10 protein-coding genes are annotated in these 11,783 nt (G+C 70.6%); 4 read left to right on the forward strand and 6 right to left on the reverse strand.

Translation table 11 applies throughout. From position 1 onward, the window contains the following. Window positions 1-232: 232 nt before the first annotated feature. Complete coding sequence (clpB, locus tag ACWC2T_RS04040) at window positions 233-2,830, reverse strand: ATP-dependent chaperone ClpB (protein ID WP_450668878.1); 2,598 nt, start codon at window positions 2,828-2,830, stop codon at window positions 233-235. Window positions 2,831-2,947: 117 nt separating this feature from the next. Between clpB and ACWC2T_RS04045 the strand changes: the two genes are divergently transcribed. Further along, window positions 2,948-3,340 carry a pyridoxamine 5'-phosphate oxidase family protein gene (locus tag ACWC2T_RS04045; RefSeq protein WP_450668879.1) on the forward strand — a complete coding sequence of 131 codons (393 nt, stop codon included), beginning with the start codon at window positions 2,948-2,950 and terminating at the stop codon, window positions 3,338-3,340. 158 nt (window positions 3,341-3,498) lie between these two features. Here ACWC2T_RS04045 and ACWC2T_RS04050 read toward each other — a convergent pair whose 3' ends face one another. After that, on the reverse strand, window positions 3,499-3,834 hold the full coding sequence (locus ACWC2T_RS04050) for a hypothetical protein (protein ID WP_351209750.1): 336 nt from the start codon (window positions 3,832-3,834) through the stop codon (window positions 3,499-3,501). A 380-nt stretch (window positions 3,835-4,214) separates the two neighbouring features. Between ACWC2T_RS04050 and ACWC2T_RS04055 the strand changes: the two genes are divergently transcribed. The 3 genes from ACWC2T_RS04055 to ACWC2T_RS04065 are packed head-to-tail and all read left to right on the forward strand — an operon-like array spanning window position 4,215 to window position 7,157. Next, a complete protein-coding gene (locus ACWC2T_RS04055) occupies window positions 4,215-5,159 on the forward strand; it encodes a helix-turn-helix transcriptional regulator (protein ID WP_450668880.1) in 945 nt (314 codons plus the stop codon). A 25-nt stretch (window positions 5,160-5,184) separates the two neighbouring features. After that, on the forward strand, window positions 5,185-6,171 hold the full coding sequence (locus tag ACWC2T_RS04060) for a LuxR C-terminal-related transcriptional regulator (RefSeq protein ID WP_450668881.1): 987 nt from the start codon (window positions 5,185-5,187) through the stop codon (window positions 6,169-6,171). Beyond that, entirely contained in the window at window positions 6,168-7,157 is a 990-nt protein-coding gene (locus tag ACWC2T_RS04065; protein ID WP_450668882.1) for a helix-turn-helix transcriptional regulator, read from the forward strand. Before ACWC2T_RS04060 ends, ACWC2T_RS04065 begins: the two co-directional genes overlap by 4 nt. Here ACWC2T_RS04065 and ACWC2T_RS04070 read toward each other — a convergent pair. From ACWC2T_RS04070 to dnaJ, 4 genes are all read right to left on the reverse strand, one after another. Continuing rightward, entirely contained in the window at window positions 7,120-8,166 is a 1,047-nt protein-coding gene (locus tag ACWC2T_RS04070; RefSeq protein WP_450668883.1) for a LuxR C-terminal-related transcriptional regulator, read from the reverse strand. The two genes, ACWC2T_RS04065 and ACWC2T_RS04070, sit on opposite strands and share 38 nt — an antisense overlap. 336 nt (window positions 8,167-8,502) lie before the next feature. After that, window positions 8,503-9,609: a sugar ABC transporter substrate-binding protein gene (locus tag ACWC2T_RS04075; protein ID WP_450668884.1), complete on the reverse strand. Its 1,107-nt coding sequence runs from the start codon at window positions 9,607-9,609 to the stop codon at window positions 8,503-8,505. A gap of 521 nt (window positions 9,610-10,130) precedes the next feature. After that, window positions 10,131-10,580: a heat shock protein transcriptional repressor HspR gene (locus tag ACWC2T_RS04080; protein ID WP_351209734.1), complete on the reverse strand. Its 450-nt coding sequence runs from the start codon at window positions 10,578-10,580 to the stop codon at window positions 10,131-10,133. Between the two features lie 5 nt (window positions 10,581-10,585). Next, window positions 10,586-11,758, reverse strand: coding sequence for a molecular chaperone DnaJ (dnaJ, locus tag ACWC2T_RS04085; protein WP_450668885.1), 1,173 nt, complete (start codon window positions 11,756-11,758; stop codon window positions 10,586-10,588). Window positions 11,759-11,783: the final 25 nt, after the last annotated feature.

Here is an 11,783-nt window from a genome sequence, read left to right on the forward strand (position 1 = left end):
GGGTGCAAGCCCCGACGCCGACTGTCAGCCGTGGGCTGACACGATCCGGCTGGTCGGGTGGACGGCCGGTGAACCAGTGGGGTCGACATGGTGGGGACCTGAACGGCGCGGGCGCGGTCACGGTGGAGGTGTGGAGGTGACATACGAGGGCCCGGGCCGGGCCCTCGTACGGTTCCCCGCGTTCCCCGCGTTCCCCGCGTTCCCCGCGTTCCCCGCGTTCCCCGCGTGAGCGTCACAGCGTCTTGCCGGTCGCCGGCCCCACCAGCAGGCCCTCGCCGAAGCGGTCGACGCGGACCGTGTCGCCGTCCTTGATCTCGCCGGCGAGGATCTCCTTGGCGAGGCGGTCGCCGATGGCGGTCTGGACGAGGCGGCGCAGCGGGCGGGCGCCGTACGCCGGGTCCAGGCCCTCCTCCGCCAGCCAGGCCAGCGCCTCGGGGGTGACGTCCAGCGTGAGCCGGCGCTCGGCCAGGCGCCTGCCGAGCCGGTCGATCTGGAGCTGTGCGATCCGCTCCAGCTCGGGCTTGGTCAGCGCCGAGAAGACCACCAGGTCGTCGAGGCGGTTGAGGAACTCCGGCTTGAAGGAGCTCCGGACCACCTCCAGGACCTGCTCCTTCTTCTCCGCCTCGCTCGTCAACGGGTCGACCAGGAACTGGCTGCCCAGGTTGGAGGTGAGCACCAGGATGGTGTTGCGGAAGTCGACCGTGCGGCCCTGACCGTCGGTCAGGCGGCCGTCGTCCAGCACCTGGAGCAGGATGTCGAAGACCTCGGGGTGGGCCTTCTCCACCTCGTCCAGCAGGACGACGGAGTACGGGCGGCGGCGGACGGCCTCCGTGAGCTGGCCGCCCTCCTCGTAGCCGACGTAGCCGGGAGGCGCGCCCACCAGCCGGGCCACGCTGTGCTTCTCGCCGTACTCCGACATGTCGATGCGGACCATGGCCCGTTCGTCGTCGAAGAGGAAGTCCGCGAGCGCCTTGGCGAGTTCGGTCTTGCCGACGCCGGTCGGGCCGAGGAAGAGGAAGGAGCCGGTGGGGCGGTCGGGGTCGGCGATGCCGGCCCGGGAGCGCCGTACGGCATCGCTCACCGCGCGGACCGCCTCGGCCTGGCCGATGAGCCGCCTGCCCAGCTCGTCCTCCATGCGCAGCAGTTTCTGCGTCTCGCCCTCCAGCAGGCGGCCGGCCGGGATGCCGGTCCAGGCGGCGACGACGTCCGCGATGTCGTCGGGGCCGACCTCCTCCTTGACCATGGTGTCCTTGGATGCCTCCTCCTCGGCCTCGGAGGCGGCCTCCAGCTCCTTCTCCAGCTGCGGGATCTCGCCGTACAGCAGCTTGGCGGCGGTGTCGAAGTCGCCGTCGCGCTGGGCGCGTTCGGCCTGGCCGCGCAGGTCGTCCAGCTTCTCCTTCAGCTCACCGACCCGGTTGAGGGACTGCTTCTCCTTCTCCCAGCGGGCGGTCAGGTGCCGCAGCTCCTCCTCCTTGTCGGCGAGGTCGCGGCGCAGCTTGTCCAGGCGGGCGACGGAGGCCGGGTCGGTCTCCTTGGCGATCGCCAGCTCCTCCATCTTCAGCCGGTCGACGGCGCGCTGGAGTTCGTCGATCTCGACGGGCGAGGAGTCGATCTCCATGCGCAGGCGGGAGGCGGACTCGTCGACGAGGTCGATGGCCTTGTCGGGCAGGAAGCGGGAGGTGATGTAGCGGTCGGAGAGGGTGGCCGCCGCGACCAGCGCCGAGTCCGCGATCTGGACCTTGTGGTGAGCCTCGTAGCGGCCCTTGAGGCCACGGAGGATCGCGATCGTGTCCTCCACGGTCGGCTCGGCGACCAGTACCTGCTGGAAGCGGCGCTCCAGCGCGGGGTCCTTCTCGATCCGCTCCCGGTACTCGTCCAGGGTGGTGGCGCCGACCATGCGCAGCTCGCCGCGGGCCAGCATGGGCTTGAGCATGTTGCCCGCGTCCATGGCGGAGTCGCCCCCGGCCCCGGCGCCCACGACGGTGTGCAGCTCGTCGATGAAGGTGATGATCTGGCCGTCGCTCTCCTTGATCTCGGACAGCACGGCCTTCAGACGCTCCTCGAACTCGCCGCGGTACTTGGCGCCGGCCACCATCGCCCCGAGGTCGAGCGCGACCAGCCGCTTGTCCTTCAGCGACGAGGGCACGTCACCCTTGACGATGCGCTGGGCGAGCCCCTCCACGACGGCGGTCTTGCCGACGCCGGGCTCGCCGATGAGGACGGGGTTGTTCTTCGTACGGCGGCTGAGCACCTGCACGACCCGCCGGATCTCCTGGTCCCGCCCGATGACCGGGTCGAGCCGGCCCTCGCGGGCGGCGGCGGTGAAGTCGGTGCCGAACTTCTCCAGGGCCTTGTACTGGCCCTCGGGGTCGGCGGTGGTCACGCGGCGTCCTCCCCTGGCCTTCTTGAAGGCCTCCAGCAGCTTCCTGGCGTCGGCGCCCTGCTGGGTGAGCAGCTCACCGGCCCGGCCGCCCTTCGCGGCGATGCCGATGAGCAGGTGCTCGGTCGACAGGTAGTCGTCACCGAGCTCCTTCGCGCGCTCGCCGGCGTCGGCGAGCACGGCCAGCAGCTCGCGATTGGGTTGCGGGGGCGCGACCGTGGAGCCGGTCACGCTGGGCAGCGCGGCCAGCAGCTTCTCCGCCCCGGCGCGTACGGCGGCCTGGTCGGCCTCGACGGCGGCGAGCAGGTCGGTGATGTTCTCGTTGTCCTGACCCTGCAGCAGGGCCAGCAGCAGGTGGGCAGGGGTGAGATCCGGGTGCCCCTCCCTCACGGCCCGGTTGCTCGCCGCGTTGATCGCGTCCCGGCTCCTGTTGGTCAGCTCGGCGTCCACGTCGTCCGTTCTCCTCCTCGGGCACACTCTCCACTGCTGACTTAACCAGCGTACACAAAGTTGAGTCTATTCCGCTCAAGGCAGCTGGGAAGTCTTGCGGGGACTAGGTTGCGGGGCATGGCGATCCACTCCGAGCAGTACCTGGCGTTCTGGCGGGAACGCCACCTGTGCACCCTGACGACGCTCCGGCCCGACGGCAGCCCCCATGTGGTGCCGGTGGGGGTGACGTACGACGCGGAGGCCGGGCTGGCCAGGGTGATCACCAACGGGGCCAGCGCGAAGGCGGGACATGTGCGCGCGGCCGGACCGGAGGGCGCCCGGGTCGCGGTGTGCCAGGTGGACGGCCGGCGCTGGGCCACGCTGGAGGGGCGTGCGCGGGTACGGACGGAACCGGAGCGGGTCGCGGAGGCGGTACGGCGCTACGCCGAGCGCTACGAACGGACACCGAGGCCGAATCCGGCGCGCGTGGTGATCGAGATCGAGGTGGAGCGCGCCTTGGGGAACGGCTGAGACGACCGAAAACTTTCAGCCACCCTGGAAGCGGTCCCATACCCCGAAAAACCGTGGAATGTCCGCAGAAAACTGCAGCGGCGTCACCGTGTTCAGGTCACGGTGACGCCGCTGCGGGGGGAAGCACCTGAGCGATCTTTTACGACGGGGGAATCGCGTCAGGCACTGCGGGGGGTGGCTGAGATGGTCCTCAGGTCCTGGTCCGTGGGCTCGGCGAGCCGGTGGTCCCGCTGGTCGAGGTTCACAAAGATCATTCCGTACCGGATGGCACACCGCACGGGCTGGGGCGCGCCGCGCGGCTTGCGCAGGCACCGGTACGCCCGCACGTCCTCTTCCTCGTCCCGCGTCACGACGACGGGCTCACCGAACACGGTCACCATCAGCGAGTCGCCGCTGTGGGGGATGGCGGTGACCAGGTCGATGAAGTGCCAGCCGGAGCGGTAGGCCGTGGCCATCTCGCGGCGGAAGGAGCGGTCGTCGGGTGGAGTGGTCATCGGTCAGCCCCAGGTGGTGTCGTCTGCACCGTCGGCATGATGAGCCGACGGGGTGCTGTCGGCACTCAAGGCGACAGTCCGAGGAGCCACTCCCCAGGTGGTGTCCGCCATGACGTCACGCTTCACACCGGAGAGGCCACTCAGCGCGCCGATGGCCACAACGGCAGAGAAAGTGACGGCAAGCATCGACCGAAGCATTCTCTTGCGCATAGTCGGCTTCGTCCTCACTTGAAGGTCCCCTCTCCCCCCGTCAAACAAGACGATGTCTCATTTGGGCACGTCATGGCCACACGATCGATGCATCATGTTCCTGCATGTTCAGGACCCTGGGGGGTGGAGATTTGACAACGAATCGGACCAAAGTGTCACATCCCCATGCGATGACCGAGCTCTGCGAGGAGGGTAGCCGCCTCTACGCACAGGCGCTGCGCTCGGGGCGCGTCGCCCGTGCCGACGTGGAACCCGCCCCCTGCCTCATGGAGTTCGCCCTCCTGCACCCGGACCCCGACGACGCGAACTGGCTGCGCCCCACCCCTCCCTCGGTGGCCCTGGCCCAGCGGCTCAACCCCATCGAACGCGAGATATCCGAACGCAGGCGGCTGTCGGTCGAACTGGCCGAAGCCTTCGAACCGTTCATGGCCCTCAGTGCGCAGAGCGCCACACCCGCGCACGCCATCTCGGTGCTGGAGGGCCTGGACCGCATCAACGCGGCACTCGACGCGGCGACGGCCGAGTGCCGCTCCGAGGTGCTCACCGTGCAGCCGACCAGCCGCCGCCTCGAACACACCCTCCTGCAGGGGCTGGAACGCGACCGCCCGCTCCTCGAACGCGGCGTGCGCATCAGGACCCTCTACCAGCACACGGCTCGCTACAGCCCCGAGACGCTCGGGTACGTGTCCCAGTTCTCCGAGGGCAAGGTCGAGTACCGGACCATCGACGAGCTGGTGGAGCGGCTCATCATCTGCGACGAGACCGTCGCCTTCATCCCCACCCGTGACGACCGCCAGGTCGCCCTTGAGCTCCGGCACCCCGGCCTGGTGCGCTATCTGATCAAGGTGTTCGAGTTCATGTGGGCCCGCGCGGTGCCGCTGAGCACCGGCGCACCCTACGAGACCGCCCCCGACGGCATCACGGAGATCCAGCACTCCATCGCCAAGCTCCTGGTGGAGGGCCACGTCGACGAGGCCATAGCGCGCCGCCTGGGCATGAACGTCCGCACCTGCCGCGCGCACATCGCCAAGCTCGCCACGGCCCTGGGCAGCGGCAGCCGGGCCCAACTCGGCTTCCTGATAGCGCAGTCGGGGATTCTCAAGCAGGAGCCCTGACGCCCGACGGAACAAGAGAGTCACTGTGACGACACGTGCGCACCGGCACGGCCCGGAGGAACTGTGCGAACCGGGCATGGAGCTGTACGGCCGCGCCCTGCGCGAGGGGGCCGTAGGAGAACACGAGGCCGCCGAGGTGCCCTGCGTGCTCCGCTCCGGGCTGCTCCAGCCGGACCTCGACGACGTACGCCGGCTGCGTCCCGTCGCCCCGGCCGTGGCCCTCCCGCGCCTGCTGCGCGGCATCGCCGAGGACATCGCCCGGCGGCGGCGCGCCGAGACCCGTCTGGTCGAGGCCTTCGAGCCCTTGCTGGCGCTCGGCACCGGCCCCGCCGCAGACCCGGAGCCCGGGCAGATCACCCTGCTCAGCGGCCTGGAGCGGATCAACGACGCCATCCGGCAGGCCATGCTGCAGTCCTCCGAGGAGGTACTCACCATCCAGCCGGGCGGCAAGCGCCCCGTCTCCTCCCTGACCATCGCCCTCCCCAAGGAGCAGGAGCTGCTGTCGCGGGGCGGCCGGATGCGCACCCTCTACCAGCACACCACCCGGCACGACCCGGCCGTTCTCGCCCACTACGAGATCCTGGACGGCGATGTCGAGGTGCGCACCCTCGACGAGGTGCCCGAGCGCCTCATCGTCCTCGACCGGACGGTCGCCTTCGTACCCGCCACCGCGGACCGGACCATGGCCGCGGAGATCCGCCATCCGCCGCTGGTCGCCTACCTGGCCACCGCGTTCGACCGCTTCTGGAGGCTGGCCACCCCCATGTATCCCCAGGCCGTCCAGCGGCCCTCCCTGGGCGGCATCACGCCCCGCCAGCGCGCCATCGCCGCCCTCCTGGTCGAGGGCCACACCGACGCCGTCATCGCCGACCGGCTCGGCATGAACGTCCGCACCGCCCGGCTGCACATCGCCAGGCTCGCGGCCGCGCTCGGCAGTGAGAGCCGCGCCCAACTGGGCTATCTCATCGGGCAGTCCGGCATTCTCGACGAGCGGGGGGAGATGAGCGCGTGACGCATCAGGAGCACGGGGTCGAGGAGTTGTGCGCCGCCGGTGAGGAGGTGTACGAACGGGCCCTGCGGGAGGGGTGGATACCCGCCGGGGATGCCGCCGAGGTGCCCTGTCTCACCGACTTCGGGCTGCTCCACCCGGTCCTGGACGACGTCGGACTGCTCGAACCGGTGGCGCCCGCCGCGGCCCTGCACCGGCTGCTGCGCGCCTCCGCGGCCCGGGTCGCCGAGGAACGGCGGCGCGAGGAGAGGCTGGTGGAACGGTTCGGGCCGCTCCTGCGGATCGGCGTGGGGCAGCCGCCCGGCACCGGTACCGAGCCGGCGATGCTGCGCCTGCTCAGCGGCACCGAGCAGATCAACCGGGCCATCACGGACGCGATGGTCGACGCCACCGAGGAGTCCCTGACCATCCAGCCGCACGCCGGCCTCACCGGGCCGCGCGGAGAGACGGCCCGCGACACCGCGTTCCGGCGCGACCAGGCGCTGCTGGACCGCGGCGGCCGTATCCGCACCCTCTACCAGCACACCCTGCGCCATGTGCCGGAGGTGTACGGGCCGTTGGAGCACTTCCGGCGCGGCGACACCGAGGCCCGCAGCCTGGACGAGGTGCCGGACCGGCTCATCGTCATCGACCGCAAGGTCGCCTTCCTTCCGGCCGACGACAACGGCACCCTCGCCCTGGAGGTCCGCCACCCGGCGCTGATCAAGTACTTCGTCACGACCTTCGAGCGGCTGTGGCGGCTGGCCACGCCGATGTTCCCGAAGGCGGTGCAGCCGCCGTCGGTGAACGGCGTCACGCCCCGCCAGCGCTCCATCGCCGCCCTCCTGGTCGAGGGCCACACCGACGCCGTCATCGCCGACCGCCTGGGCATGAACATCCGCACCGCCCGGCTGCACATCGCCAAGCTCGCCGCCACCCTCGGCAGCGACAGCCGGGCCCAGCTGGGCTATCTCATCGCACGCTCGGGGATTCTTGATCAGGAGCCGTGAGCGCGCCGGCCGGCAGCCCGGAGCCGCGGTGGCCGTCCAGGCCGACCTGGGCGATCCGGACGCCCAGCTGGGTACGGCTGGCCGCGCCGAGGGTCTCCGACAGCCGGGCGATATGGGCGCGGCAGGTGCGCACGCTGATGCCGAGCCGCTCGGCGATGACGGCGTCCTGGTGGCCCTCGGCGAGCAGCGCGGCGATGGACTGCTCGCGGTGCGAGATGCCTTCGATGCCGGTGTCGGGCAGCGGGGCGGTGAGCGGGATGGCCAGGCGCCAGAGCCGCTCGAAGACCGTCACCAGGTATTCGACCAGGGCCGGGTGGCGCAGCTCCAGGGCCATCGTCCGGTCGGCGTTGGCCGGGATGAAGGCCACCGTGCGGTCGAAGAGGATGAGCCGGTCGATCACCTCGTCCAGGGTGCGGGCCTCCACCGTGTCGCCCATCAGCTCCAGGTAGTTGAGCAGGCCCTGGCCGTGCCGGGCCACATGCGTGTACAGGTCGCGCATGCGCACCCCGCGGCCGCGCAGGGCCAGCGCCCGGTGCAGCCCCTCGGTCAGCTCCGCCTCCCGGCGGATGCCGCCGGGCTGCACGGTGAGCACCTCGGTGGTGCACGCCTCGGTCGCCTCGTCCATCGCGGCCTGGATCCGGGAGAGCCCGTCCAGCACCCGGATCGCGCTGCCCTCGGCCGGTGCGGCCAGGGCGCCCAGCTGACGGCCGAGTCCGGCGTACCACTCGAAGGCGGCCACCGCCGAGCCCACCCGGCGCTGGCTCTCGCTGACCTCGTCGTAGACCCCGCGCAGCAGCCTGGTCATGACCTCCTGCGGGGAGGTCGGCACCAGCCAGTCCATGTCGTCGGGGTCCGGGTGCAGCAGGGCCAGCTCCAGCAGGCAGGGCACCGCCTCGGCATCAGTGCGCGGCACGCGACCCCGGCGTACGGCCCGGGAATAGACCCGGTCGCCGGCCGCGCACAGTCGGTCGGCGCCGTGTGGATGTTCCTCCGCCCCGCGCCCGGCCATCGCCCATTTCACCCCCGGTGTGCTGCCACTTCCGCAGCGCAACTATGCGCGGGCGCCGACCGGGTCCGCAACACGGCTCTCCGCAACAGGGCCGCCGTAAAACGGCGTTATGTCCGGGTATCGGGCAGGCTCCGCCCCTCGCATTGCAACAAGCTGATGGTGGTGGGGCGGACCGCGTCACGGCATCGTTGGTCCCGCTTCCCCCGGGTGTCACTCCAGCACCCGGACCGGCCCCGGCCCGGCACCCCCCCCCCGCCCCGCCGGGGCCGTGCCCCGCGCCCACGGGGGTGGCGCGGGGCGGGAGCACTTCGCGGAACCCCGGCCCGCTGTGGCGCGCTACTTCAGGCCGAGCGCCGCACAGGCCGCCTTGTACTTGGGCGTGCAGATGTCGGCCACCGTGTAGATGCCGTCCGCGATGACCGTGGACTTGATGTTGCTCTTGGTCAGGGCGACCGGCTGGATCAGCTTGGACGGGATGCTCTTGGTGGTGGGGCTGTCGACCTTGTCCTGGGTGAGCGCGTCGAACTGGATGTCCTGGCCATGGACCTTGGCGACGGCCATCTGCGCGGCGGCCTCGGCCTCGTCCGGGTAGGCCTTGTAGACGCTCATGTACTGCTCACCGGCGACGATCCGCTGGACCGCGTCGAGTTCGGCGTCCTGGCCGGTGACCGGGGGCAGGTTCGTGACGCCGGCCGCCTTCAGGGCCTTGATGACGCCGCCGGCCATGCCGTCGTTGGCGGCGTAGACACCGGCGATGTTGTTCTTGCCGATCGCGGCGATGGCCTTGGCCATCTCGGTCTCGGCGAGCTCCGGCTTCCAGTCCGTGGTGTCGTACGTCGCCGCGATCGTCACCTTGCCGGTCAGCTCGGAGAGGGCGCCCTGCTTGAACTGCTTGGCGTTCGGGTCGGTGGGCGAGCCGTTCACCATGACGACCTTGCTGGAGGTGTCGGCGCTCGAGCCGAGGGCCTCCAGCAGGGTGCGGCCCTGCACCTCGCCGACGAGCTCGTTGTCGAAGGAGACATAGGCGTCGATCGGGCCCTCGGCGAGGCGGTCGTAGGCGATGACCGGGATGCCCGCGTCCTTGGCCTTCTGCACCTCGGGGGCGATCGCGTGCGAGTCGACCGCGTCGACCATGATGATGTCGACCTTCTCGTCGATCATCTTCTGCATCTGCGAGGCCTGCCGGGTGGCGTCCGCGTCGGCGTTGGCGTACTCGACCCGGCCCTTCTTGCCCGTCAGTTCGGCCACCTTGTTCTGGATGATGGGGTAGTCGAACTTGTCGTAACGGGTGTTCGCCTTCTCCGGCAGCAGCAGGCCCACGGTGATGTCGCCGCCCTTGCTCGGGCTCGCGCTCGCGCCGCTCCCCGTCGCTCCCAACATGCCACAGCCGGCGAGCGAGAGGGTCATCGTGGATGCGGCCACGGATATGGCGATACGACGCATTCGGGGGCTCACTTCAGGTGCGTTCCGGACGTAGGGCTGCTATACGACCCAGGTGTCTGAAAAGACAACGCGGAGGCCACACCCGCCGTCAAGAAGAACTACTTAACGAGTCCGCAACACCACGCTCAGCTGACTCTGTGAAGGGGCAGCGGAATCACCTCCAAACTCTCTTTACGGACCTTCCATTCAAAGGCAGTTCATGGGTCGGCAAAGATCGGTACAACCAACCCGGTTCACCGCGAGTCGTGATCACCGGCGGCCGTGCGCCGCTTTCCCGACTCGACCAGAGGACCGAATAAACCCAGCCAGGCGCGAGACCGAGCGGGCTGTCGGTGTAGGAGGTGGCGGTGGTCGTGGCTGTCGCCGGTGTCCGACACCGCCACCGCCCGACGGTGAGACCTTCGTCTTCACGGTCGAGGACATCGCCCCGGCGCTCTGGTCGTACGGCGGCAACACCTGCGGTGACATCGGAACGCCGAAGGGGCCCGCGGTCTCCCGCGGGCCCCTTCACCGTGTTCCCCTCAGTCCTGCTGCCGCCCCTTGGGCCGCCACACCACCAGCGCACTGGTCTGCTGGACCTCCTGGTACGGGACCAGGTCGCGGCGGTAGGAGGCGTGGACGGCGGCCTCGCGCTGCTGCATCGCGGCCGCCGCGCCGTCCAGGGCCGCCTGCAGCTCCGCGACGCGGGACTGCAGCGCGGCGACCTGGTTCTCCAGTTCGATGATCCGCTTGATGCCGGCCAGGTTGATGCCCTCGTCCTGCGACAACTGCTGCACCTGGCGGAGCAGTTCGATGTCGCGGGCCGAGTAGCGGCGGCCCCGCCCGGCGGTGCGGTCCGGGGAGACCAGGCCCAGCCGGTCGTACTGGCGCAGCGTCTGCGGGTGGAGTCCGGAGAGCTGGGCCGCCACCGAGATGACGTAGACCGGGGTCTCCTCGGTCAGTTCATACGGGTTTCGTCGACGGCCGTCCATCTCTCTCAGTCTCCCTTCGCGGCCTCGAACAGCTCCGCCCGCGGATCCTCGCCCGCGGTCGCCTCGCGATACGCCTCGAGCGCTTCACGAGCCTTCCCCGACACGTCCTTGGGCACACGCACCTCGACGGTGACCAACAGGTCGCCGCGGGTGCCGTCCTTGCGGACCGCGCCCTTGCCCCGGGCGCGCATGGTGCGGCCGTTGGGCGTGCCGGGCGGCAGTTTCAGGGTGACGGGCGGGCCGCCGAGGGTCGGCACCCGCACCTCGCCGCCGAGGGCCGCCTCGGGATACGTCACCGGCACGGTGACGGTGAGGTTGTCGCCCTTGCGGCCGAACACCGGGTGCGCGCCGACGTGCACGACCACGTACAGGTCGCCGGCCGGGCCGCCCCGCTCGCCGGGCGCGCCCTTGCCGCGCAGCCGGATGCGCTGGCCGTCGGTCACCCCGGCCGGGATGCGGACCTGCATGGTGCGCGAGGACTTCGCGCGGCCGCTGCCCTTGCACTCCATGCAGGGGTGCTCGGCGATCAGGCCGCGGCCCTTGCAGTCGGGGCAGGGATCGGTGAGCGAGAAGCCGCCGCCGGAGCCCCGGGCGACCTGCCCGGTGCCGACGCAGGTCGGGCACACGCGCGGCGTGCCGTTCTTGTCGCCGGTGCCCGAGCAGGCCTTGCAGGGCGCCTGGGAGGACATGCGCAGGGGCACCGTGGCGCCCTCGATGGCCTCCGTGAAGCTCAGCGTGACCTCGGTGTCGATGTCCTGGCCGCGGCGCGGCTGGGTCCGGGTCGTGCCCGTGCCGCCGCGGTTGAACAGGCCCCCGAAGACGTCACCGAGTCCGCCGCCGAAGCCTCCGCCCTGGGTGGTGGTCCCGCCGCCTCCGAAGAGGTCGCCCAGGTCGAAGTTGAAGGAGCCGCCGGCGCCCGGCCCGGGGCGGAAGCCGCCGTTGCCGAACAGGGCGCGTGCCTCGTCGTACTCCTTGCGCTTCTTGGGATCGCCGAGTATGTCGTTCGCCTCGGAGATCTCCTTGAAGCGCTCCTCGGCCTTGGCGTTGCCCTTGTTGGCGTCCGGGTGGAACTCGCGGGCGAGCTTCCGGTACGCCTTCTTGATCTCGGCCTCGGTGGCGTCCTTGGGGACGCCGAGGACCTTGTAGTAGTCCTTCTCGATGAAGTCCTTGGTGCTCATCCCCGGCGTACCCCCTTTCTCGGCT

It is taken from the genome of Streptomyces sp. NPDC001393 (assembly GCF_053597455.1).

What these genes read in the sequence shown, in the direction of transcription:
- ACWC2T_RS04045 (WP_450668879.1), top strand. Translation starts at nt 2,948, where the DNA reads ATGGCGATCCACTCCGAGCAGTACCTGGCGTTCTGGCGGGAACGCCAC.
- ACWC2T_RS04050 (WP_351209750.1), bottom strand. Translation starts at nt 3,834, where the DNA reads ATGACCACTCCACCCGACGACCGCTCCTTCCGCCGCGAGATGGCCACG.
- ACWC2T_RS04055 (WP_450668880.1), top strand. Translation starts at nt 4,215, where the DNA reads ATGACCGAGCTCTGCGAGGAGGGTAGCCGCCTCTACGCACAGGCGCTG.
- ACWC2T_RS04070 (WP_450668883.1), bottom strand. Translation starts at nt 8,166, where the DNA reads ATGGCCGGGCGCGGGGCGGAGGAACATCCACACGGCGCCGACCGACTG.
- ACWC2T_RS04075 (WP_450668884.1), bottom strand. Translation starts at nt 9,609, where the DNA reads ATGCGTCGTATCGCCATATCCGTGGCCGCATCCACGATGACCCTCTCG.
- ACWC2T_RS04080 (WP_351209734.1), bottom strand. Translation starts at nt 10,580, where the DNA reads ATGGACGGCCGTCGACGAAACCCGTATGAACTGACCGAGGAGACCCCG.
- dnaJ (WP_450668885.1), bottom strand. Translation starts at nt 11,758, where the DNA reads ATGAGCACCAAGGACTTCATCGAGAAGGACTACTACAAGGTCCTCGGC.